Annotated in this window: 20 protein-coding genes; 16 read left to right on the top strand and 4 right to left on the bottom strand. The window is 59.4% G+C overall.

Annotated elements, in window-relative coordinates:
• Positions 1-75: 75 nt before the first annotated feature.
• The 5 genes from malK to ubiA all read left to right on the top strand — a co-directional run bounded on the left by malK (position 76) and on the right by ubiA (position 5,207).
• Positions 76-1,185 (top strand): maltose/maltodextrin ABC transporter ATP-binding protein MalK, encoded by a 1,110-nt coding sequence (malK, locus tag ENTCL_RS20640; protein ID WP_013368081.1) that lies wholly within the window; start codon positions 76-78, stop codon positions 1,183-1,185.
• 47 nt (positions 1,186-1,232) lie between these two features.
• Complete coding sequence (locus ENTCL_RS20635; RefSeq protein WP_013368080.1) at positions 1,233-2,573, top strand: maltoporin; 1,341 nt, start codon at positions 1,233-1,235, stop codon at positions 2,571-2,573.
• Between the two features lie 111 nt (positions 2,574-2,684).
• Complete coding sequence (gene malM / locus ENTCL_RS20630) at positions 2,685-3,641, top strand: maltose operon protein MalM (protein WP_013368079.1); 957 nt, start codon at positions 2,685-2,687, stop codon at positions 3,639-3,641.
• A 186-nt stretch (positions 3,642-3,827) separates the two neighbouring features.
• Entirely contained in the window at positions 3,828-4,325 is a 498-nt protein-coding gene (gene ubiC / locus ENTCL_RS20625; RefSeq protein WP_013368078.1) for a chorismate lyase, read from the top strand.
• Positions 4,326-4,337: 12 nt separating this feature from the next.
• A complete protein-coding gene (ubiA, locus tag ENTCL_RS20620) occupies positions 4,338-5,207 on the top strand; it encodes a 4-hydroxybenzoate octaprenyltransferase (RefSeq protein ID WP_013368077.1) in 870 nt (289 codons plus the stop codon).
• A 35-nt stretch (positions 5,208-5,242) separates the two neighbouring features.
• Here ubiA and plsB read toward each other — a convergent pair whose 3' ends face one another.
• Positions 5,243-7,663, bottom strand: coding sequence for a glycerol-3-phosphate 1-O-acyltransferase PlsB (gene plsB / locus ENTCL_RS20615; protein ID WP_013368076.1), 2,421 nt, complete (start codon positions 7,661-7,663; stop codon positions 5,243-5,245).
• Between the two features lie 129 nt (positions 7,664-7,792).
• Here plsB and ENTCL_RS20610 point away from each other — a divergent pair, with 129 nt between their 5' ends.
• The 3 genes from ENTCL_RS20610 (at position 7,793) to dinF (ending at position 10,267) form a co-directional block, all read left to right on the top strand.
• Positions 7,793-8,161, top strand: coding sequence for a diacylglycerol kinase (locus tag ENTCL_RS20610; RefSeq protein ID WP_013368075.1), 369 nt, complete (start codon positions 7,793-7,795; stop codon positions 8,159-8,161).
• Between the two features lie 109 nt (positions 8,162-8,270).
• The gene (gene lexA / locus ENTCL_RS20605; protein ID WP_013368074.1) at positions 8,271-8,879 is read left to right on the top strand and encodes a transcriptional repressor LexA; all 609 of its coding nucleotides are present in this window, start codon (positions 8,271-8,273) and stop codon (positions 8,877-8,879) included.
• A gap of 68 nt (positions 8,880-8,947) precedes the next feature.
• The gene (dinF, locus tag ENTCL_RS20600) at positions 8,948-10,267 is read left to right on the top strand and encodes an MATE family efflux transporter DinF (RefSeq protein ID WP_013368073.1); all 1,320 of its coding nucleotides are present in this window, start codon (positions 8,948-8,950) and stop codon (positions 10,265-10,267) included.
• Positions 10,268-10,300: 33 nt separating this feature from the next.
• On the opposite strand, the gene zur is transcribed toward dinF, so the two are convergent.
• Entirely contained in the window at positions 10,301-10,816 is a 516-nt protein-coding gene (zur, locus tag ENTCL_RS20595; RefSeq protein ID WP_013368072.1) for a zinc uptake transcriptional repressor Zur, read from the bottom strand.
• A 114-nt stretch (positions 10,817-10,930) separates the two neighbouring features.
• On the opposite strand from zur, the gene ENTCL_RS20590 reads away from it, so the two are divergent.
• The 3 genes from ENTCL_RS20590 (at position 10,931) to pspG (ending at position 12,993) form a co-directional block, all read left to right on the top strand.
• Positions 10,931-11,419, top strand: a complete 489-nt coding sequence (locus ENTCL_RS20590; RefSeq protein WP_013368071.1) for a cupin domain-containing protein — start codon at positions 10,931-10,933, stop codon at positions 11,417-11,419.
• A gap of 192 nt (positions 11,420-11,611) precedes the next feature.
• A complete protein-coding gene (dusA, locus tag ENTCL_RS20585) occupies positions 11,612-12,610 on the top strand; it encodes a tRNA dihydrouridine(20/20a) synthase DusA (protein WP_013368070.1) in 999 nt (332 codons plus the stop codon).
• Positions 12,611-12,750: 140 nt separating this feature from the next.
• A complete protein-coding gene (pspG, locus tag ENTCL_RS20580; protein ID WP_013368069.1) occupies positions 12,751-12,993 on the top strand; it encodes an envelope stress response protein PspG in 243 nt (80 codons plus the stop codon).
• 179 nt (positions 12,994-13,172) lie between these two features.
• Here pspG and ENTCL_RS20575 read toward each other — a convergent pair whose 3' ends face one another.
• Complete coding sequence (locus ENTCL_RS20575) at positions 13,173-14,156, bottom strand: quinone oxidoreductase (RefSeq protein ID WP_013368068.1); 984 nt, start codon at positions 14,154-14,156, stop codon at positions 13,173-13,175.
• Positions 14,157-14,217: 61 nt separating this feature from the next.
• On the opposite strand from ENTCL_RS20575, the gene dnaB reads away from it, so the two are divergent.
• The 5 genes from dnaB (at position 14,218) to ENTCL_RS20550 (ending at position 19,505) form a co-directional block, all read left to right on the top strand.
• A complete protein-coding gene (gene dnaB, locus ENTCL_RS20570; RefSeq protein WP_013368067.1) occupies positions 14,218-15,633 on the top strand; it encodes a replicative DNA helicase in 1,416 nt (471 codons plus the stop codon).
• A gap of 16 nt (positions 15,634-15,649) precedes the next feature.
• Entirely contained in the window at positions 15,650-16,729 is a 1,080-nt protein-coding gene (gene alr / locus ENTCL_RS20565; protein WP_013368066.1) for an alanine racemase, read from the top strand.
• A gap of 120 nt (positions 16,730-16,849) precedes the next feature.
• Entirely contained in the window at positions 16,850-18,043 is a 1,194-nt protein-coding gene (gene tyrB, locus ENTCL_RS20560; protein ID WP_013368065.1) for an aromatic amino acid transaminase, read from the top strand.
• 253 nt (positions 18,044-18,296) lie between these two features.
• On the top strand, positions 18,297-19,013 hold the full coding sequence (gene aphA / locus ENTCL_RS20555) for an acid phosphatase AphA (protein ID WP_013368064.1): 717 nt from the start codon (positions 18,297-18,299) through the stop codon (positions 19,011-19,013).
• A 138-nt stretch (positions 19,014-19,151) separates the two neighbouring features.
• Positions 19,152-19,505 carry an MmcQ/YjbR family DNA-binding protein gene (locus ENTCL_RS20550; protein WP_044612197.1) on the top strand — a complete coding sequence of 118 codons (354 nt, stop codon included), beginning with the start codon at positions 19,152-19,154 and terminating at the stop codon, positions 19,503-19,505.
• A 3-nt stretch (positions 19,506-19,508) separates the two neighbouring features.
• Here the strand turns inward: ENTCL_RS20550 and uvrA are convergent, their stop codons facing one another.
• The gene (gene uvrA / locus ENTCL_RS20545; protein WP_013368062.1) at positions 19,509-22,331 is read right to left on the bottom strand and encodes an excinuclease ABC subunit UvrA; all 2,823 of its coding nucleotides are present in this window, start codon (positions 22,329-22,331) and stop codon (positions 19,509-19,511) included.
• Between the last annotated feature and the right edge of the window lie 95 nt (positions 22,332-22,426).

Genomic DNA, 22,426 nt, shown 5'->3' with positions numbered 1-22,426 from the left:
GGCAGCTCAATCCCGCATAGTCAGCCCATCTTGAATGTTTCCGTTGGTGACAGGTTGTAACGAAGGGAGAGGGGCATGGCGAGCGTACAGCTGCGAAACGTAACGAAAGCCTGGGGGGATGTGGTGGTGTCGAAAGACATCAACCTCGACATCCACGAAGGGGAGTTCGTGGTCTTTGTCGGGCCATCAGGGTGTGGGAAATCCACGCTGCTGCGAATGATCGCCGGGCTGGAAAACATCACCAGCGGCGACCTGTTTATCGGCGAAAAGCGGATGAACGATGTTCCGCCCGCAGAACGCGGTATCGGCATGGTCTTCCAGTCCTACGCGCTCTATCCCCATCTTTCGGTGGCGGAAAACATGTCCTTCGGCCTGAAGCTGGCCGGGGCGAAAAAAGAGCTTATCAACCAGCGGGTAAACCAGGTCTCCGAGGTGCTGCAGCTGGCGCATCTGCTGGAGCGCAAACCGAAAGCGCTGTCGGGCGGCCAGCGTCAGCGCGTGGCCATTGGCCGTACGCTGGTGGCGGAACCCCGCGTTTTCCTGCTGGATGAGCCGCTGTCCAACCTCGACGCCGCGCTGCGCGTACAGATGCGCATTGAGATCTCCCGCCTGCATAAGCGCCTTGGCCGCACGATGATCTACGTCACCCACGATCAGGTCGAAGCGATGACGCTGGCGGACAAAATTGTGGTGCTCGACGCCGGTCGCGTCGCCCAGGTCGGTAAGCCGCTGGAGCTCTATCACTATCCGGCGGATCGCTTTGTCGCGGGGTTTATCGGTTCGCCGAAGATGAACTTCCTGCCGGTCAAAGTCACCGCTACCGCCATTGAGCAGGTGCAGGTGGAGCTGCCGAACCGTCAGCAAATCTGGCTGCCGGTCGACAGCAACGGCGTGCAGGTCGGCGCCAACATGTCGTTAGGCATTCGTCCTGAACATCTGCTGCCCAGCGACATTGCGGATGTCACCCTTGAGGGCGAGGTGCAGGTCGTCGAGCAGCTCGGCCACGAAACGCAAATTCATATCCAGATCCCCGCCATCCGTCAAAACCTGGTCTACCGCCAGAACGACGTGGTGTTGGTACAAGAGGGGGCCACATTCGCCATCGGTTTGCCGCCAGAACGCTGCCATCTGTTCCGAGAGGATGGCACGGCATGTCGTCGGTTGCACAAAGAGCCAGGCGTTTAAGCCACCCAATTAAAGATAAAGAAAAAACAACGATCTCAGGAGATAGAATGATGATTACTCTGCGCAAACTTCCACTGGCGGTCGCCGTTGCGGCAGGCGTTATGTCTGCTCAGGCGTTAGCCGTCGACTTCCACGGCTACGCACGTTCCGGCATTGGCTGGACCGGCAGCGGTGGTGAACAGCAGTGTTTCCAGGCGACGGGCGCTCAAAGTAAATACCGTCTTGGTAACGAATGTGAAACGTACGCCGAGCTGAAACTGGGCCAGGAGGTCTGGAAAGAGGGCGATAAGAGCTTCTACTTCGACACCAACGTGGCGTACTCCGTCGCGCAGCAGAACGACTGGGAATCAACCAGCCCGGCGTTCCGCGAAGCGAACGTTCAGGGGAAAAACCTGATCGACGCGCTGCCAGGCGCCACCATCTGGGCCGGTAAGCGTTTCTACCAGCGTCATGACGTTCACATGATCGACTTCTACTACTGGGATATCTCCGGTCCGGGCGCGGGTCTGGAAAACGTCGATGTCGGCTTCGGTAAGCTCTCTTTCGCGGCCACCCGCTCTTCTGAGGCCGGCGGCTCTTCCGCATTCGCCAGCGACAATATCCGTGATTACACCTCCAGCACCGCCAACGACGTCTTCGACGTGCGTTTAGCGCAGATGGAAATCAACCCGGGCGGCATGCTGGAGTTCGGCGTGGACTACGGTCGCGCTAACGAGCGTGATAACTACCATATGGTTGACGGCGCCTCCAAAGACGGCTGGATGTTCACCGCCGAGCATACCCAGAGCATGCTGAAGGGCTACAACAAGTTCGTGGTGCAGTACGCCACTGACGCCATGACCTCGCAGGGCAAAGGCCAGGCGCAGGGCTCCGGCGTAGGGATTGATGGCGATAAATTTGCTTACGACATCAACAACAACGGTCACCTGCTGCGTATCCTCGACCACGGCGCGATTTCCCTGGGCGACAAGTGGGACCTGATGTACGTCGGCATGTACCAGGATATCGACTGGGACAACAACAACGGCACCAAGTGGTGGACCGTCGGCGTACGCCCGATGTACAAGTGGACGCCAATCATGAGCACCCTGCTTGAAGTCGGCTACGACAACGTCAAGTCGCAGAACACCGGCGACACCAACAGCCAGTACAAAATCACCCTCGCCCAGCAGTGGCAGGCTGGGGACAGCATCTGGTCCCGTCCGGCGCTGCGCGTCTTTGCGACCTACGCCAAGTGGAACGAGAAGTGGGGCTACGACTACAACGGCAACTCCGCCTCTAACCCGAACTACGGCAAAGCGGTCTCCAACGGCTTCGACGGCGGCTCCTTTGGCCGCGGCGACAGCGATGAGTGGACCTTCGGCGCCCAGATGGAAATCTGGTGGTAATCCGTCGTTAACCTGATGTGCTGACCTGAAGAGGGGCGTCAGCCCCTCTGATTCTGGCGTCGCGTGCTATTGCCTGGCTAACGCGCCGTTCGACATTCTGAGGTGATAACAATGAAAATGAAGAAAAGTCTCGTCGCCCTCTGCCTTTCAGCAGGCTTGCTGGCCTGCGTTCCGGCAGTCGGTCTCGCGGATGTGAATATCGTTCCGCAGAACACCAGCGCGGCGCCGTCAATTCCGACGGCGGCGCTACAGCAGCTTATCTGGACCCCGGTGAACCAGGCCAAAGACCAGACCACGACGCTCGCCACCGGCGGCCAGTCGCTGAATATCGCCGGGATATCCGGCCCGGTGGCGGCATACAGCGTACCGGCCAATATCGGCGAGCTGAACCTGACGCTGACCAGCGAAGTCAATAAGCAAACGAGCGTATTTGCGCCGAACGTGCTGATTCTCGACCAGAACATGGCGCCATCGGCGTTCTTCCCGAACAGCTACTTTACCTATCAGGAACCTGGCGTGATGAGCGCCGACCGTCTTGAGGGCGTCATGCGCCTGACGCCGGCGCTGGGGCAGCAGAAGATTTACGTACTGGTGTTTACGACGCCGCAGGATCTCCAGCGCACCACGACGCTGCTCGACCCGGCAAAAGCGTACGCCAAAGGAACCGGCAACGCGGTACCGGATATTCCGGACCCCATCGCCCGCCACGTGACCGACGGCAAAGTGACGCTCAAGGTGAAAACGTCCAACGGCTCCAGCGTGCTGGTCGGCCCGCTGTTCGGCTCCTCGGGGTCGGCCCCGGTGACCGTCGGCAATACCGCCGCGCCGGCGTACAGCGCGCCGGTGGCGGCCGCGACCGCTGCACCGGTGGCCGCTGCGGCACCTGCGCCTGCGGCGAAGAGCGAACCGATGCTCAACGACACGGAAAGCTATTTTAACGCCGCCATCAAACAGGCCGTCGCAAAAGGCGATATCGATAAAGCGCTGAAACTCCTGAACGAAGCCGAACGTCTCGGTTCGACCTCGGCGCGCGCCACCTTTATCAGCAGTGTAAAAGGCAAGGGGTAACCGTCTCCCCGCAGTGCTGATGTTTAGGCCATGCCTTTCGGTGCGTCCATTCGGACGCACCCTTTTTTCTGGCGCAGCGGCAGGTGTTGTACCTCTGTTGCGCTATTGATCGTATATTAACGTTTCACCCTTCCGCGAAGGCGTTTCTACGATACAATGCGTTTAGTTATGTATCGGAGAGCCAGTATGTCACACCCTGCGCTGACGCAACTGCGTGCGCTGCGTTACTACGACGAGATTCCTGAACTCGATGCCCAGCTGCGCGACTGGCTGTTGCTGGAAGATTCCATGACCAGGCGTTTTGAGCAACAGGGTAAACGCGTCACGGTCACGCTCATTCGTGAAGACTTCGTAAACCGCGACGAGATTGCGCAAGAAGCGGCGCTGCTGCCCGTTGACGAGCGCTACTGGCTGCGCGAAATTTTGCTTTGCGCCGACGATGAGCCCTGGCTTGCCGGGCGGACCGTGGTGCCGGCGTCGACGCTGTGCGGCCCGGAGCTGGCGCTGCAGAACCTCGGGAAAACGCCGCTCGGACGTTACCTGTTTACCTCATCGACCCTGACCCGAGATTTTATTGAGATTGGCAAGCATGCAGAGCTCTGGGGACGCCGTTCCCGCCTTCGGCTGAGCGGAAAACCGCTGCTGCTGACGGAGCTGTTTTTACCTGCATCACCGTTGTACTGAGAGGAAGTAAAGATGGAGTGGAGTCTGACGCAGAACAAGTTGCAGGCCTATAACCGCCTGATGCGTACTGACAAACCGATTGGCACGCTGCTGCTGCTATGGCCCACCCTGTGGGCGCTGTGGGTGGCGACGCCTGGCGTACCGCCGCTGTGGATCCTCGCCGTGTTTGTCGCCGGCGTCTGGCTGATGCGCGCCGCGGGCTGCGTGGTCAACGACTACGCGGATCGCAAATTTGACGGCCACGTGAAGCGCACCGCCAACCGCCCGCTGCCCCGCGGCGACGTCAGCGAGAACGAGGCCCGGGCGCTGTTCGTGCTGCTGGTGCTGCTCTCTTTTCTGCTGGTGCTGACGCTTAACCGCATGACCATTCTGCTGTCGGTAGCGGGCCTGGCGCTGGCCTGGGTTTACCCGTTCATGAAGCGCTACACCCACCTGCCGCAGGTGGTGCTGGGGGCGGCGTTCGGCTGGTCGATACCGATGGCCTATGCGGCGGTGAGCGAATCATTGCCGCTGAGCTGCTGGCTGATGTTCCTGACCAATATCTGCTGGGCGGTAGCGTATGACACCCAGTATGCGATGGTGGACCGCGATGACGACCTGAAGATAGGCATCAAATCGACGGCCATTCTGTTTGGCGAAAGCGATAAGCTTATCATCGGTATTTTGCAGGTTGCCGTGCTGGCGATGATGGCGACAGTGGGCTGGCTGAGCGGGCTTAACGGGGCGTTTTACTGGTCTGTGTTCGTGGCGGGCGCGCTGTTTGTCTATCAGCAAAAGCTGATCAAAAACCGCGAGCGCGACGCCTGCTTTAAGGCCTTTATGAACAACAACTATGTCGGGCTGGTGCTGTTTATCGGCCTGGCGATGAGCTACTTCAGCTAATAAAAAGGCCCTCTCGCTGAGAGGGCCTTTTGCGTTTACGCGTCCTGCGACGCGCTCTCGATAGTCAAACGCACGTCGGAGGTAATCAGCTCCGCCAGCATCTGATAGACCTTCATCGTCTCTTCCGGCTCCGCATCGCCTGTATCGCTGATATAGCCCTCGTCGCGCAGCGTCAGCACCAGCGTGCTGAATACCGCTTTATCGAAGAACTCCGGCGCGTTGATGCCGTGCAGCACCGACAGGCGCTGCGCCACCGTGCGGCTCTCTTTTTCCAGCGTGCTGCGGTTGATGGACGGGTTAGCGCTCAGCAGCCAGAAGGTGATCGCATAGCGCTGCAGCGTCTCGCGAGCGCCTGCGGCCAGCAGCTGCAGGGAGCGGGAGTGCGACGGGTTGATCCGCACCTCGTCATCATGCAGCGAGATAAGCTCCTGGCGCTGCATTTCCGCAATCAGCATGTCGATAACGCCCGCCAGCTCCGCGGTGTCCCAGCGCAGGAACAGCTCGGCTTTCAGCATCGGATAGAGCGTTTCCACATGGCGCAGCATGCTTTCGCGGGAAATGTGGCGATGCTGGGTGACGATAGCCGCCAGCAGCGACGGCAGAATCAGCATATGCGCGATGTTGTTGCGATAGTAGGTCATCAGCACCGCCTGCTCGCGCGGCAGAATGATGATATCGCCGATGGTGTCTTTCTCGACTTCGAACTTGTTCATCTGCAGCGCGTGATCGATAAGCGCGCTGGCGGTCGCCGTCGGAACCGTGGAGTCCGTCGAGTATGGCACGTTGCGCATCAGCTGCAGATAGCACTCCAGCTGCTGCGTCAGCTGCTCGCGGGTCAGCGAACGCTGGCGGGAGGCGAGCAGGGCGGTACAGCACAGGTTCATGGCGTTCGCCGCCCCGGCGTTGTTGATACGCACCATCAGATCGGCGGCAATGCTGTTGACCGTCGGGGTCAGCCAGGCCGGACGAATGGCTTCAATCGGGTCGATAGACTCGCGCCACTCCGGAACGTGGTGGTTGAGCCAGGTCATCAGTGGCATAGGTTCGCCGAAGTTGACGTAGCCCTGGCCGAGGTTGCGCAGCTTGCTTAAGCCGCGCAGCATCTGCGGCAGGCTCTCTTTCTCTTTCGTCGCGCCGCGCAGTTCTTTGGCGTAGGTGCCCACTTCCATCACGTGTTCGTAGCCGATGTAGATAGGCACGAGGGTGATTGGGCGGGTGCCGCCGCGCAGCATCGCCTGGATGGTCATAGACAGGGTGCCGGTTTTCGGATCCAGCAGACGCCCGGTACGGGAGCGGCCGCCCTCGACAAAATACTCCACGGAGTAGCCGCGGCTGAACAGCTCGCCCAGATACTCGCGAAAAACGGTGGAGTAGAGCTTGTTGCCCTTAAAGGTGCGGCGAATAAAGAACGCGCCCAGGCGGCGGAAAATCGGCCCGGCGGGCCAGAAGTTCAGGTTGATGCCGGCGGCGATATGCGGCGGCACCAGCCCCTGGTGATAGAGCACGTAGGAGAGCAGCAGGTAGTCCATATGGCTGCGGTGGCAGGGCACATAGACAATCTCGTGGCCGTCGTGGGCCAGCTGGCGCACGCGCTCGGCGTTATGGACGTTGATCCCCTGGTACAGACGGTTCCAGGTAAAGCCCAGCACGCGGTCGGTCAGGCGAATCATCTCATAGGAGAAGTTGGCGGCGATCTCTTCCATCAGCGCCACGGCGTTTTGCTGCGCTTTCTCATGGGAGATTTTCTTGCTGCGCGCTTCGTCTTCTACGGCGCGGGCGATGGCTTTCGACGCCAGCAGCTTATTGAACAGGTCCTGACGCGCCGGCAGGCGCGGGCCTACTGCCGCCAGACGCTGACGGGCAAAGTGCATACGCGCGACGCGCGCCAGCTTCTGGGCTATCGTTTTATCAGTGCCGTGTTCGGTGGCCATCCAGCGCAGCGACACCGACGGCGAGAAGCGGACAAAGCTGTCGCGGCCAAGCCAGGTGACGGCGAAGAATTTCTGGATGCCGTTGAGTATGCGCAGCGGCGGGTTGACCTCGCCTTTTTCACGACCCGGCGAGCGGCCGAACATTACCGAAACCGGCACCATCTGCACGTCCAGATTCGGATTGCTGCGATGCAGATCCAGGTAGTCATGGAACAGCTTGATGGACTCTTCTTTCGGCGTGTACCAGGTAAACACGCGCGGTCCGCCATGGATGAAAATATGACGCGGCAGCACGGTGCCGTCGATTTCCAGCGGTTCCAGCGGGTCGGGGAGGTCGTGCGCCAGGCATTGGGCGCGCAGCGTCAGTAGGTCCGCCTTCGAGTTATACGGCAGAACGTACATAATAGGGCGTGACGTATCGAGCCCAAGCTCCGGGGCAGGTTCCGCCGGAATGGACTTGCTTTTTACCAGCACGCTTAATGGTAAATTCAGTAATTTGTAGTAAATTCGTGGCCAGCCAGACATAAACGATGTAAAGCCTCTGGTTAATCATGCAAATGCGCCGCAAGGATAACAGAAAGTGCGCAGGATTTCTGTTCTACCGCGTTTGATGCAAAGTGACATTGACGCTAAATATGAAAAAAGGGTTTTTTGATGGCAAATGATACCACCGGGCTTACCCGAATCATCAAAGCGGCAGGCTATTCCTGGCAGGGATTCCGCGCCGCGTGGAAAAACGAAGCCGCATTCCGTCAGGAGGGCACCGTGGCCGTCATCGCCGTCATTATCGCGTGCTGGCTGGATGTCGACGCCATTACGCGCGTGCTGCTGATTGGCTCTGTGCTTCTGGTGATGATAGTGGAAATTCTCAATAGTGCGATTGAAGCGGTGGTCGATCGCATCGGTTCCGAACGCCATGAGCTGTCGGGGCGCGCTAAGGATATGGGGTCGGCGGCGGTGCTGCTGTCGATTTTTATCGCCCTCATCACCTGGGGCACGCTTCTCTGGCCACATTTGCGATAAGGCTCGTGGAATTGCGCAAACGTCTGGTTTTTTATGCGTTTTGTGGTTCCAAATTCGCCGTTAACTGTATATACTCACAGCATAACTGTATATACACCCAGGGGGCGGAATGAAAGCGTTAACGACCAGGCAGCAAGAGGTGTTTGATCTCATCCGGGATCACATCAGCCAGACGGGGATGCCACCCACGCGTGCGGAAATCGCGCAGCGTCTGGGGTTCCGCTCCCCGAACGCTGCTGAAGAGCATCTGAAAGCGCTGGCGCGTAAAGGCGCAATTGAAATCGTTTCCGGCGCTTCCCGCGGGATCCGTCTGCTGACGGAAGAGGAAGAAGGGCTGCCGCTGGTGGGGCGCGTCGCCGCGGGTGAACCGCTGCTGGCGCAGCAGCACATTGAGGGTCACTACCAGGTCGACCCGGCGATGTTCAAACCCAGCGCGGACTTCCTGCTGCGCGTAAGCGGCATGTCGATGAAGGATATCGGCATCCTCGACGGCGATCTGCTGGCGGTACATAAAACGCAGGACGTGCGTAACGGCCAGGTCGTCGTCGCGCGTATCGACGATGAAGTTACCGTGAAGCGTCTGAAAAAGCAGGGCAGCGTCGTGGAACTGCTGCCGGAAAACAGCGAGTTTTCCCCGATTGTGGTCGATCTGCGTCAGCATAATTTCTCCATCGAAGGACTGGCGGTCGGCGTGATTCGCAACGGCGAGTGGCTGTAATTTCCTCCCTTCTCCGGCGGCGCTTTTCCTGGCGCCGCCGCGATTTCTGATCACCACAGGTTTTCTCCATGTCGCTGTTTACCCCTGCGGATAAAGCGTTATGGCGCCTCGCGCTGCCGATGATTTTCTCCAACATCACCGTACCGCTGCTTGGCCTGGTGGATACCGCCGTGATCGGCCATCTCGACAGCCCGGTGTACCTGGGCGGCGTTGCCATTGGCGCAACGGCGACCAGTTTCCTGTTTATGCTGCTGCTGTTCCTGCGTATGAGCACCACGGGATTAACCGCTCAGGCGTTTGGTGCGCGAGACCCTCTGCGCCTGGCGCGGGCGCTGATCCAGCCGCTGCTGCTGGCGCTGGGCGCCGGGGCGGCGATCGTCCTGCTGCGTACGCCGCTGATTGAGCTGGCGCTGCATATTGTGGGCGGCAGCGATGCGGTGCTGGAGCAGGCCAGACGCTTTCTTGAAATCCGCTGGCTCAGCGCCCCGGCCTCTCTGGCTAATCTGGTGCTGCTTGGCTGGCTGCTCGGCGTACAGTACGCCCGGGCGCCGGTTATCCTGCTGGTGGTGGGCAACGTGCTTAACATTGCGCTCGACCTCTGGCTGGTGATGGGGCTGCATATGAACGTGCAGGGCGCCGCGCTGGCGACCGTCTGCGCCGAGTACGCGACCTTCTTCATCGGTCTGCTGATGGTACGGCGGGTGATGACCCTGCGCGGCATCAGCGTGACGATGCTGAAAACGACGTGGCGCGGCAACTTCCGTCGCCTGCTGGCGCTCAACCGCGACATCATGCTGCGTTCCCTGCTGCTGCAGCTGTGCTTTGGCGCGTTGACGGTGTTCGGCGCGCGCCTGGGCCCCGATATCGTAGCGGTCAATGCGGTTCTGATGACGATGCTGACCTTTACCGCCTACGCCCTCGACGGCTTTGCCTTTGCGGTGGAGGCCCATTCAGGACAGGCCTACGGCGCCCGCGACGGCAGCCAGCTGCTGCACGTGTGGAACGCGGCCTGCCGACAGGCGGGCATTGTGGCGCTGGCGTTTGCCGGGGTCTATGCCATCGCCGGCGAGCACATCGTCGCCCTGCTGACCTCGCTTGCGGAACTGCGCCAACTGGCGGACCGCTACGTTTTCTGGCAGATGGTGCTGCCGGTGATCGGCGTCTGGTGCTACCTGCTGGACGGCATGTTTATCGGCGCCACGCGAGGGGCGGAGATGCGTAACAGTATGGCGATTGCGGCGGTGGGGTTTGCCCTGACGCTGCTGAGCGTCCCGGCGCTCGGCAACCATGGGCTATGGCTGTCGCTGACCGTCTTTCTTGCCCTGCGCGGGATGTCGCTGGCATGGATCTGGCGTCGGCACTGGCGGCGCGATAGCTGGTTTTCGTAACGGGCTGGCGGTGGCGCTACGCCGCCGCAGGCCTTAGCGCGGCTTTTTCTTAACCTGAATGGTGTGGTCGTGCCCGCAGCAGTCCTGAGAACGGCAGGCTTCCACTTCAACGCACTGCGCGCACAGGCCATGCGCTTCAATCACGTTGTGGCGCAGCGCAAACCCCATGCGGGCGGCCAGCATATGCATAATGTCTTCCACGCCCTCAGCGGCTTCCTCTTTCACCACGCCGCAGCGGTCGCAGATAAACATGGCGGAGGTATGAGACGGCTTATCGAAGAGGTGGCACAGCACATAGCTGTTAGTGGACTCCACCTTATGGACAAAGCCTTGCTCCAGCAGAAATTCCAGCGCACGATACACCGTCGGGGGCTTTGCCTGCGGCTCGCTGACTTTGAGCAGATCGAGGAGATCGTAAGCGCTGATGGCGCCCTGCTGCAGGCTCATCAAGCGTAGAACTTCGAGACGCTGCGGTGTCAGACGCACGCCGCGTTGAGCGCACAGCTTTTCAGCCTGTGCGAGCAGGTCCTGCGATGGGGTCTTTTCCATGAACGTCCTCAGATCGGTGGAAGTAAACCCTTACTTTATCATGTTATCCCAAAAACACCGAGAACCCGCCGGGTGTGCTATACCTGACGCATCTCAACATCCAGGAATAAAGTCATGAAAAGACCGGACTGTATTCGCCACTGGCGTGAACTGGAAGACGCGGATGATTCGCGCTATGCCGACAGCCGTGAGCTGATGTCCATCGGCGCGCCGCTGGCGCGTCGGCTTGGGCTGATGCGTCTTGGTATTCATCATGAGCGCCTGCCGCCGGGGCGCCGCACCTCGTATCCCCATGCGGAAAGCGACGAGGAAGAGTTTATCTACGTGCTGGAGGGGCGTCCGCAGGCATGGATCAACGGCTATCTCTGGCAGCTGGAGCCGGGCGACAGCGTCGGTTTTCCGGCGGGAACCGGGGTGTGCCATACCTTCATCAACAACACGCTGGAGGAGGTGCGGCTTCTGGTCGTGGGGGAGGCGAACAAAAAATATAACCGGATTTATTACCCGCTGAATCCGGAGTATGCCGCGACCCGGGAAGACCGCTGGGTGGATCATCCGCCGCAGTTTTTTGGCCCTCATGACGGGAAACCGTCGCGAAAGTAAGCGTGAAGGCAAAGCTGATGCCGGGCATTTCTGCAGAAATGCCCGGCTTGTTCAGGACCGGGCGGCTTTAATTCAGGTTTACCTGAGGCTGATCGGCTGATCCTGGCGCTACCTGTAGAGACGTAAATCGTATCCTTTTTGAGCCTGTGCTATAGTAGCGCCCCTTTTTTACCGGATGCTTATTACTTCGCCATGCTGCCAGAAACACAATCCCCCGTTTTTCCTGCACACCGCTTCTCTGTTGCGCCGATGCTCGACTGGACGGACAGGCATTGTCGTTACTTCCTGCGCCTGCTGTCGCGCCAGACGCTGCTGTACACCGAGATGGTCACCACCGGGGCGATCATTCACGGGAAAGGCGATTATCTGGCCTATAGCGAGGAGGAGCATCCGGTTGCGCTGCAGCTCGGCGGCAGCGATCCGGCGGCGCTGGCACAGTGCGCGAAGCTTGCGCAGGCGCGCGGGTACGATGAAATCAACCTCAACGTCGGCTGCCCGTCGGACCGCGTGCAGAACGGCATGTTCGGCGCCTGCCTGATGGGCAATGCGCAGCTGGTGGCGGACTGCGTGAAGGCGATGCGCGACGCGGCGTCGATTCCGGTGACGGTCAAAACCCGTATCGGCATCGACGATCAGGACAGCTACGAATTCCTCTGCGAATTTATTAACACCGTTTCCGGCCGCGGCGAGTGCGAGATGTTTATCATCCATGCCCGCAAGGCCTGGCTGTCCGGGCTAAGCCCGAAAGAGAACCGGGAGATCCCGCCGCTGGATTACCCGCGGGTCTATCAGCTGAAACGCGATTTTCCGCACCTGACGATGTCGATTAACGGCGGCATCAAATCGCTGGCCGAGGCGAAGGCGCATCTGCAGCATATGGACGGCGTGATGGTTGGCCGCGAGGTGTACCAGAACCCGGGCATACTGGCGACGGTGGATCGCGAGATTTTCGGCGCCAGCGCGGCCGATGCCGACCCGATCGCCGTGGTGCGTGCCATGTACCCGTATATTGAGCGCGAGCTGAGCAACGGCACTTACCTGGGACATATCACCCGCCACATGCTGGGCCTGTTCCAGGGAATTCCGGGCGCGCGGCAGTGGCGCCGCTACCTCAGCGAAAACGCCCATAAAGCCGGCGCGGACATCAACGTGCTGGAGCAGGCGCTGCAGCTGGTGGAAAACCGTCGTTAATTTTTCACCACTTAATCGTCAAATTCACCACGCCTTGCGAATATCTGCGAGGCGTTTTTCTTGATATTCAATATGTTAACTTTGGCACGGTTCTTGTAATAGCTCATCCATAAGCGATTTATCAAGGTTGGGAGAAAACCATGCTGGAGCTACTGTTTATTATTGGGTTTTTTGTCATGCTGCTGGTGACGGGCGTCTCTCTGCTGGGGATTCTCGCCGCTATGGTGGTGGCGACGGTGGTGATGTTTGTCGGCGGGCTATTTGCGCTTACGCTCAAGCTGCTGCCGTGGCTGCTGCTGGCGGTGGCGGCGGTATGGGTGATTCGGGCGATTAATGCGCCGAAGGCGGCACGTTATGAGCGTAATGACCGCTGGCGTTACTAAGGTATTGCGGGATGCGTCACAACATGAGAATTTTGCGCCGGGCGGCGTAGGCAGGTCGTCATAAATCTGTCACTATCACCGCGCTAACAAATTCATCGAGCTGTACCCTACATACAGCCGAACTATAAAAAGTAAGGGCTTCCTCCGGGAAGCCCTAAACTTTTCTATCCGCCCGTTCCTCAGGGCAGCAGCAGGCTCGAGCCTTGCGTCGCCCGGCTTTCCAGCACCTCATGGGCCTTTTTCGCCTGCGCCAGCGGGTATTTCTGCGCGTCGGCGACATCAACCCTGATAACGCCGCTGGCGATCAGCGAGAACAGTTCGTTACTGGCCTCCGCCAGCTCTTCGCGGGTGGTGATATAGCCTTGCAGGGAAGGGCGCGTGACGTACAGCGAGCCCTTCTGGTTCAGAATGCCGAGGTTAACCCCGGTGACCGCGCCGGAGGAGTTGCCGAAACTCACCATGAGTCCGCGCCGCTGCAGGCAATCAAGCGACATTTCCCAGGTATCCCTGCCCACGGAGTCATACACCACGCGCAGCTTTTTACCGCCGGTAATCTCTTTTACCCGTTCCGCCACGTTTTCGTCGCGGTAGTTGATCACCTTCCATGCGCCCGCCTGCAGCGCCCGCTGCGCCTTCTGCTCAGACCCGACGGTGCCAATCAGCTTCGCGCCCAGCGCTTTTGCCCACTGGCAGGCGATAAGCCCCACGCCGCCCGCCGCCGCATGGAACAGGAACGGCTCGTTCGGCTGGATCTCGTAGGTTTTGCGCAGCAGATAGAACACCGTCAGCCCTTTGAGAAACGACGCGGCGGCCTGCTCGAATGAGATAGCCGACGGCAGGATGGCCGCTTTATCCGCCGGCACGTTATGAACAGAGCTGTAGGCGCCAAGCGCCGACTGGGCGTACACCACGCGGTCGCCGGCTTTGATGTGCTTCACGCTGCTGCCGACCTTGCTCACGACCCCGGCGGCTTCGGTTCCCAGACCGCTTGGCAGCGATGGCGGTGGATAGAGGCCGCTGCGGATATAGGTATCGATATAGTTGATGCCGATAGCCTTATTTTCTACCTGAATCTCGTGTTCGGTGGGATCTGCGGGGGTAAACTCGACGGCGTTTAAAACTTCCGGGCCACCATGCTTGTGAAATTCAATTCGTGTTGCCATGATTCCTCCAGAAATGTGGTAATCTTTCGACCCATTCTTTATCTCGGTAACTCCATTCACTATGGCAGGAAATAAACCCTTCAACAAACAACAGACTGAACCCCGCGAACGCGATCTGCAGGTCGCCGGGTTGAAAGTACCGCCGCACTCGATTGAAGCGGAGCAGTCGGTGTTGGGCGGTTTAATGCTGGATAACGAACGCTGGGATGATGTCGCCGAGCGCGTCGTCGCTGACGATTTCTACACGCGCCCGCACCGCCATATCTTCACCGAAATGGGCCGTCTGCAGGAGACCGGCAGCCCCATCGATCTCATCACGCTCGCTGAATCGCTGGAGCGTCAGGGACAGCTCGACAGCGTCGGCGGTTTCGCCTATCTGGCGGAATTGTCAAAAAACACGCCAAGTGCGGCGAACATCAGCGCCTACGCCGATATCGTCCGCGAACGTGCCGTTGTCCGTGAAATGATCTCCGTGGCGAATGAGATCGCCGAAGCGGGCTTTGACCCGCAGGGGCGCACCAGTGAAGATTTGCTCGACCTTGCAGAGTCTCGCGTCTTCAAAATCGCCGAAAGCCGCGCCAATAAAGACGAAGGCCCGAAGAATATCGCCGAGGTGCTGGATGCCACCGTTGCGCGCATCGAGCAGTTATTCCAGCAGCCGCACGATGGCGTGACTGGCGTTAACACCGGCTATGACGATCTCAATAAAAAGACCGCAGGCTTACAGCCGTCGGATTTGATTATCGTCGCCGCGCGTCCGTCGATGGGGAAAACGACATTTGCGATGAACCTCGTTGAAAATGCGGCGATGTTGCAGGATAAACCGGTGCTTATCTTCTCGCTGGAGATGCCATCAGAACAGATTATGATGCGTTCTCTGGCGTCGCTCTCGCGCGTGGATCAGACCAAGATTCGTACCGGCCAGCTGGATGACGAAGACTGGGCGCGTATCTCCGGCACCATGGGCATTCTGCTGGATAAGCGTAATATATACATTGATGATTCCTCCGGCCTGACGCCTACGGAAGTGCGCTCCCGCGCGCGCCGTATCGCGCGCGAACACGGCGGGATTGGGCTTATCATGATCGACTACCTGCAGCTGATGCGGGTACCGTCGCTGTCCGACAACCGTACCCTGGAAATCGCCGAAATCTCCCGCTCGCTGAAGGCGCTGGCGAAAGAGCTGCAGGTCCCGGTGGTGGCGCTGTCGCAGCTGAACCGCTCCCTGGAGCAGCGTGCCGACAAGCGTCCGGTCAACTCGGATCTGCGTGAATCAGGCTCCATCGAGCAGGATGCCGACCTGATTATGTTTATCTATCGTGATGAGGTGTATCACGAGAACAGCGATCTGAAAGGCATCGCTGAAATCATTATCGGTAAGCAGCGTAACGGCCCAATCGGTACGGTACGTCTTACCTTTAACGGACAATGGTCGCGCTTCGATAATTATGCCGGTCCTCAATATGATGATGAGTAATTTCTAAGGAATTCAAATGCAAGCGGCAACAGTTGTTATTAACCGCCGCGCTCTGCGACACAACCTGCAACGTCTGCGTGAACTGGCGCCCGCCAGCAAGCTCGTTGCGGTCGTGAAAGCGAACGCCTATGGACACGGTCTTCTGGAGACCGCGCGAACGCTCCCCGATGCCGACGCCTTTGGCGTCGCCCGTCTGGAGGAGGCGCTGCGCCTGCGCGAGGGGGGAATCACGCAACCCATCCTCCTGCTCGAAGGATTCTTTAATGCCGGCGATCTGCCGGTTATCTCGGCACAGCGCCTGCATACCGCGGTGCATAACCTGGAGCAGCTGGAAGCGCTGGAGCAGGCGACGCTGCCGGAACCGGTCACCGTCTGGATGAAGCTGGATACCGGCATGCACCGCTTAGGCGTACGCCCGGAAGAGGCTGAGGCTTTTTATCAGCGCCTGAGCCAGTGCCAAAACGTGCGTCAGCCGGTCAATATCGTCAGCCACTTCGCCCGCGCCGACGAACCGGAATGCGGCGCGACCGAACGCCAGCTCGACGTGTTTAACACCTTCTGCGACGGCAAGCCGGGTATGCGTTCTATCGCCGCTTCCGGCGGTATCCTGCTGTGGCCGCAGTCGCATTTCGACTGGGTCCGTCCGGGTATTATCCTGTACGGCGTTTCGCCGCTGGAGGGCAAACCCTGGGGGCCGGATTTCGGCCTGCAGCCGGTGATGTCCCTGACCTCAAGCCTTATCGCCGTACGTGAGCATAAAGCCGGTGAGCCGGTCGGCTATGGCGGCACCTGGGAAAGCGCGCGCGATACGCGCCTTGGCGTGGTGGCGATGGGCTACGGCGATGGCTACCCGCGCGCGGCGCCGTCGGGCACCCCGGTGCTGGTAAACGGCCGTGAAGTGCCGATCGTCGGCCGCGTGGCGATGGATATGATCTGCGTCGACCTCGGGCCGCAGGCGCAGGACAGAGCGGGCGACCCGGTCGTGCTGTGGGGCGAAGGGCTACCGGTCGAGCGGATAGCGGAGCTTTCGAAAGTGAGTGCTTACGAACTTATCACGCGCCTGACGTCGCGGGTGGCGATGAAATACGTCGACTAATCCTGGCATTTACCCTCTCCGGCCTGGGGAGGGTATTCACCCCCAACATCCTCTCGATCTTCTCCCGTATCCGGTTTATTGTGGTATTCACCTGCCTTCTGTAAATCTGGAGAACCTCTCGTGTTTCAAAAAGTTGACGCCTACGCGGGCGATCCCATCCTTTCCCTGATGGAGCGTTTTAAAGACGATCCCAGAAGCGATAAGGTCAATCTCAGCATTGGCTTGTACTACAACGAAGACGGCATTATCCCGCAGCTGCAGGCGGTCGCGCAGGCGGAAGCCCGCCTCAACGCCCAGCCGCACGGTGCGTCGTTGTATCTGCCGATGGAAGGGCTGAACGCCTACCGCCATGGTATTGCTCCGCTGCTGTTTGGCGACGATCACCCGGTTCTTCAGCAGCATCGCGTCGCCACCATTCAGACGCTCGGGGGCTCCGGCGCGCTGAAGATCGGCGCTGATTTCCTCAAACGCTACTTCCCGAACTCGCGGGTGTGGGTCAGCGACCCGACCTGGGAAAACCACATCGCTATCTTTGAAGGGGCTGGATTCGAAGTAAGCACTTACCCTTGGTTTGATGCAAAAACCAACGGCGTTCGCTTCGACGCGCTGCTGGAGAAACTGAACACCCTGCCGGAACAGGACATTGTGCTGATGCATCCGTGCTGCCATAACCCAACCGGCGCCGACCTGACGGACGCGCAGTGGGATGCGGTCACCGGCGTGCTGAAGGCCCGCAATCTGATCCCGTTTTTGGATATTGCCTATCAGGGGTTCGGCGACGGTATGGCCGAGGATGCGTACGCCATCCGCGCGATTGCCCGCGCCGGGCTGCCGGTGCTGGTCAGCAACTCGTTTTCTAAAATTTTCTCGCTGTACGGCGAACGCGTCGGCGGCCTGTCCGTGGTCTGTGAAGACAGCGATACCGCGGCTCGCGTGCTGGGACAGCTGAAGGCGACGGTGCGTCGGAACTACTCCAGCCCGCCGAGTTTTGGCGCGCAGGTAGTGTCGGCGGTGCTGGGCGACGCGGCGCTGAAGGCGACCTGGATTGCCGAAGTCGAGGCCATGCGCGTCCGTATTCTGGCCATGCGCCAGGCGCTGGTCGAGGTGCTCCGTGAGGCGGTGCCGCACGGCAATTTTGATTACCTGCTCAAACAGCGCGGCATGTTCAGCTACACCGGACTGAGCGCCGCTCAGGTGGATCGCCTGCGCGAAGAATTTGGCGTCTATCTGATCGCCAGCGGCAGGATGTGCGTGGCTGGTCTGAACGCCGGTAACGTCCATCGCGTGGCCCAGGCGTTTGCTGCTGTAATGTAAGTACTCACTTACTTTCTCCTCTCTCCTGATACCCGGAGAGAGGAGCGTAAATATCCCTATAATTAGTGTGATCATCTCCGTTTTCTATAACATTGTTCCCAGATATTCCTTCCCTTCATGTAGCTCAGCGGTTAAGGTCAGAACGCTTTGTGAAAATACCGTCGATTTATACACAAAATCATTCAAGTTGCATCGAGGCGGCTTGAAGGATGACGTGGATAACAATAACGACCTGAAGATTTAGGGATTAACAATGCGCAAGATTACGCTGGCGCTTAGCGCCTTTTGCTTATTATTCACACTAAACAGCACCGTTGTTGACGCCCATGCTTCTTCGCCTTCTCCGCTGTATCCCGGGACAAATGTCGCGAAACTCGCCGAACAGGCGCCGATTCACTGGGTATCTGTCGCCCAGATTGAAAATAGCCTTGTTGGCCGTCCGCCGATGGCGGTGGGCTTCGATATCGACGATACCGTGCTGTTTTCCAGCCCCGGTTTCTGGCGCGGGCAGAAAACCTACTCGCCGGGAAGCGATGCCTACCTGAAAAACCCGGAGTTCTGGGAAAAGATGAATAACGGCTGGGATGAGTTCAGCATCCCGAAAGAGGTGGCGCGCGCGCTGATCTCCATGCACGTGAAACGCGGCGACAGCATCTATTTCATCACCGGCCGCAGCGAAACCAGGACCGAAACCGTATCGAAAACCCTGCAGGATGATTTTTTGATCCCCGCTGACAATATGAACCCGGTGATTTTTGCCGGCGACAAAGCGGGTCAGAACACCAAAACGCAGTGGCTGCGGGAGAAGAATATCAAAATGTTCTACGGTGATTCGGATAACGATATCACCGCGGCGCATGACGTCGGCGTGAGGGGGATCCGCGTGCTGCGGGCGTCCAATTCCACCTACAAGCCGCTGCCGATGGCCGGGGCGTTTGGTGAAGAAGTTATCGTCAACTCAGAGTACTGACAGTAAAAAACGGCAATCAGCAGATTGCCGTTTTTTTAATCAATGTGGTTTCACCTTTGCCCGTCTTGCTGCACACTTATCTGAATGACATCCGTGCGGGATGCGGCGGTGTGCCGCGACGCGACAAGGGGGAAAATGATGACCAATTCGGATCTATTGCAATACTGCATGGCGAAACCCGGGGCGGAGCAAAGCGTGCACAGCGACTGGAAAGCGACGCAGATTAAAGTCTCCGACGTGCTGTTTGCCATGGTCAAAGAGGTGGAAGGGCGTCCGGCTGCGTCGCTGAAAACCAGCCCTGAACTGGCGGAGTTGCTGCGCGAGCGGCACAGCGACGTGCGTCCGAGCAAGCATCTCAACAAAGCGCACTGGAGCACCGTGTATCTCGACGGCTCGCTGCCGGATTCGCAGATTTACTACCTGGTGGACGCCTCGTATCAGCAGGCGATAGAGCTGTTACCTGAACAGGTCAGGCAACAGCTTTCGGTGTGATGGCTACAGCATCGGCTTCAGGAACCGCGCCGTGTGCGAGGCTTCGCACTCCGCGACGGTTTCCGGCGTACCGGAAACGAGGATTTCCCCGCCGCCGCTGCCGCCTTCCGGTCCGAGGTCGACTATCCAGTCCGCCGTTTTAATGACGTCCAGGTTGTGCTCAATGACCACAATGGTATTGCCCTGGTCCCTGAGCTGATGCAGCACTTCCAGCAACTGCTGGATATCGGCAAAGTGCAGGCCTGTCGTCGGCTCATCAAGGATATACAGCGTCTGGCCGGTGCCGCGTTTTGACAGCTCGCGCGCCAGCTTCACGCGCTGTGCCTCGCCGCCGGAGAGCGTCGTCGCCGACTGGCCGAGACGGATGTAGGTCAGGCCGACGTCCATCAGCGTTTGCAGCTTACGCGCCAGCGCCGGAACGGCATCAAAGAATTCGCGCGCTTCTTCAATGGTCATGTCCAGCACTTCATGGATGGTCTTGCCTTTGTACTTAATCTCCAGCGTTTCGCGGTTATAGCGTTTGCCTTTGCACTGGTCGCACGGCACGTAAATATCCGGCAGGAAGTGCATCTCCACCTTGATAACCCCATCGCCCTGGCAGGCTTCGCAGCGTCCGCCGCGCACGTTAAAGCTAAAGCGCCCCGGCGTATAGCCGCGTGAACGCGCCTCCGGCACCCCGGCGAACAGCTCGCGCACGGGGGTGAACACGCCGGTATAGGTCGCCGGGTTTGAGCGCGGGGTACGGCCAATCGGGCTCTGGTCGATGTCGATAACTTTATCGAAATGCTCCAGCCCGTGAATATCGCGGTACGGCGCCGGTTCGGCGATGGTCGCGCCGTTCAACTGACGCTGGGCTATCGGGAACAGGGTGTCATTGATCAGCGTCGATTTCCCGGAACCGGATACGCCGGTGATACAGGTAAACAGACCCACCGGCAGCGTCAGGGTGACGTCTTTCAGGTTGTTGCCGCGCGCCCCGGTCAGCTTCAGCACTTTTTCCGGGTTCGCCGCCACCCGTTGCTGCGGCACTTCAATCTTGCGCTTGCCGCTCATGAACTGGCCGGTCAGCGACTCCGGTACCGCCATAATGGCGTCCAGCGGCCCTTCCGCAACCACCTGGCCGCCGTGAACGCCCGCGCCAGGACCGATGTCGATCACATGGTCGGCGGCGCGAATGGCGTCTTCGTCATGCTCCACCACGATCACGGTGTTGCCGAGGTTGCGCAGATGGATAAGCGTGCCGAGCAGGCGTTCGTTGTCGCGCTGGTGCAGGCCGATGGACGGTTCATCCAGCACGTACATCACGCCGACCAGGCCCGCGCCAATCTGGCTTGCCAGACGGATGCGCTGCGCTTCGCCGCCGGAGAGCGTTTCCGCCGAGCGGGACAGCGTCAGGTAATTAAGGCCGACGTTGACCAGAAACTTCAGCCGATCGCCGATCTCTTTCAGCACTTTTTCGGCGATTTTCGCCCGCTGGCCGGACAGCTTCATGTTGTTGAAGAAGTCCATCGCGTGGCCGATGCTCATATCGGAGATGGTCGGCAGCGCCGTATTTTCCACAAACACATGGCGCGCTTCGCGGTTCAGGCGCGTACCATCGCAGCTGGTGCAGGGGCGGTTGCTGATGAATTTCGCCAGCTCCTCGCGCACCGCGTTGGACTCCGTCTCTTTGTAGCGGCGCTCCATATTATGCAGCACGCCTTCGAACGGATGGCGGCGCACGGAGGTGTCGCCGCGATCGTTCATGTATTTGAACTCGATAGAATCTTTGCCGGAACCGTACAGCACCACTTTTTGTACGTGGGCGCTGAGGCTGCCCCACGGGGCGTCGACGTCGAATTTATAGTGATCCGCCAGCGACTTCAGCATCTGGAAATAGTAGAAGTTGCGGCGATCCCAGCCGCGGATCGCGCCGCCCGCCAGCGACAGCTCCGGGTTCTGGATAATGCGATCCGGATCGAAATACTGCTGTACGCCGAGGCCGTCGCAGGTCGGGCAAGCGCCCGCCGGGTTGTTGAACGAGAACAGGCGCGGCTCCAGCTCGCGCATGCTGTAGCCGCAGATCGGACAGGCGAAGTTCGCGGAAAACAGCAGCTCGTCCGCTTTCGGATCGTCCATATCGGCCACTACCGCGGTACCGCCGGAGAGCTCCAGCGCGGTTTCGAACGATTCCGCGAGGCGCTGCGCCAGATCCTCGCGCACTTTGAAGCGATCGATAACCACCTCGATGGTGTGCTTCTTCTGCAGCTCAAGCTTCGGCGGATCGGAGAGATCGCACACCTCGCCGTCGATACGGGCGCGGATGTAGCCCTGGCTTGCCAGGTTCTCCAGCGTTTTGGTGTGCTCGCCCTTACGCTCTTTAATGACCGGCGCCAGCAGCATCAGGCGCTTGCCTTCCGGCTGCGACAGCACGTTATCCACCATCTGGCTGACGGTTTGCGCCGCCAGCGGCACGTCGTGATCCGGGCAGCGCGGCTCGCCGACGCGGGCGAACAGCAGGCGCAGGTAGTCGTGGATTTCGGTAATCGTCCCGACGGTGGAGCGCGGGTTATGCGACGTGGATTTCTGCTCGATCGAAATCGCAGGCGACAGCCCTTCGATATGGTCGACGTCGGGCTTTTCCATCAATGACAGGAACTGCCGCGCATAGGCGGAAAGCGACTCAACGTAGCGACGTTGTCCTTCGGCATACAGCGTGTCGAAAGCCAGTGAGGATTTGCCGGAACCCGACAGCCCGGTCACGACGATAAGCTTGTCGCGTGGGATGACGAGGTTGATATTTTTGAGATTGTGGGTGCGGGCGCCCCGAACTTCGATCTTATCCATTCACCTTTCCCGGTAGAGACTCGGAATGCCTGGTTTGTTTGAAGGACAAACGGCAGAAACGGCTAAATTATGACACAGTTTGACCTGTTTGAATA

The organism is [Enterobacter] lignolyticus SCF1, from assembly GCF_000164865.1.
In the GTDB taxonomy this organism is placed as follows: Bacteria; Pseudomonadota; Gammaproteobacteria; order Enterobacterales; family Enterobacteriaceae; genus Enterobacter_B; species Enterobacter_B lignolyticus.
This window is presented reverse-complemented; position numbering and strand designations above follow the sequence as displayed.

Excerpts from the sequence above, each read along its gene's own strand:
- malK (WP_013368081.1), top strand. The coding sequence starts at position 76 with ATGGCGAGCGTACAGCTGCGAAACGTAACGAAAGCCTGGGGGGATGTG.
- ENTCL_RS20635 (WP_013368080.1), top strand. The coding sequence starts at position 1,233 with ATGATGATTACTCTGCGCAAACTTCCACTGGCGGTCGCCGTTGCGGCA.
- malM (WP_013368079.1), top strand. The coding sequence starts at position 2,685 with ATGAAAATGAAGAAAAGTCTCGTCGCCCTCTGCCTTTCAGCAGGCTTG.
- ubiC (WP_013368078.1), top strand. The coding sequence starts at position 3,828 with ATGTCACACCCTGCGCTGACGCAACTGCGTGCGCTGCGTTACTACGAC.
- ubiA (WP_013368077.1), top strand. The coding sequence starts at position 4,338 with ATGGAGTGGAGTCTGACGCAGAACAAGTTGCAGGCCTATAACCGCCTG.
- plsB (WP_013368076.1), bottom strand. The coding sequence starts at position 7,663 with ATGTCTGGCTGGCCACGAATTTACTACAAATTACTGAATTTACCATTA.
- ENTCL_RS20610 (WP_013368075.1), top strand. The coding sequence starts at position 7,793 with ATGGCAAATGATACCACCGGGCTTACCCGAATCATCAAAGCGGCAGGC.
- lexA (WP_013368074.1), top strand. The coding sequence starts at position 8,271 with ATGAAAGCGTTAACGACCAGGCAGCAAGAGGTGTTTGATCTCATCCGG.
- dinF (WP_013368073.1), top strand. The coding sequence starts at position 8,948 with ATGTCGCTGTTTACCCCTGCGGATAAAGCGTTATGGCGCCTCGCGCTG.
- zur (WP_013368072.1), bottom strand. The coding sequence starts at position 10,816 with ATGGAAAAGACCCCATCGCAGGACCTGCTCGCACAGGCTGAAAAGCTG.
- ENTCL_RS20590 (WP_013368071.1), top strand. The coding sequence starts at position 10,931 with ATGAAAAGACCGGACTGTATTCGCCACTGGCGTGAACTGGAAGACGCG.
- dusA (WP_013368070.1), top strand. The coding sequence starts at position 11,612 with ATGCTGCCAGAAACACAATCCCCCGTTTTTCCTGCACACCGCTTCTCT.
- pspG (WP_013368069.1), top strand. The coding sequence starts at position 12,751 with ATGCTGGAGCTACTGTTTATTATTGGGTTTTTTGTCATGCTGCTGGTG.
- ENTCL_RS20575 (WP_013368068.1), bottom strand. The coding sequence starts at position 14,156 with ATGGCAACACGAATTGAATTTCACAAGCATGGTGGCCCGGAAGTTTTA.
- dnaB (WP_013368067.1), top strand. The coding sequence starts at position 14,218 with ATGGCAGGAAATAAACCCTTCAACAAACAACAGACTGAACCCCGCGAA.
- alr (WP_013368066.1), top strand. The coding sequence starts at position 15,650 with ATGCAAGCGGCAACAGTTGTTATTAACCGCCGCGCTCTGCGACACAAC.
- aphA (WP_013368064.1), top strand. The coding sequence starts at position 18,297 with ATGCGCAAGATTACGCTGGCGCTTAGCGCCTTTTGCTTATTATTCACA.
- ENTCL_RS20550 (WP_044612197.1), top strand. The coding sequence starts at position 19,152 with ATGACCAATTCGGATCTATTGCAATACTGCATGGCGAAACCCGGGGCG.
- uvrA (WP_013368062.1), bottom strand. The coding sequence starts at position 22,331 with ATGGATAAGATCGAAGTTCGGGGCGCCCGCACCCACAATCTCAAAAAT.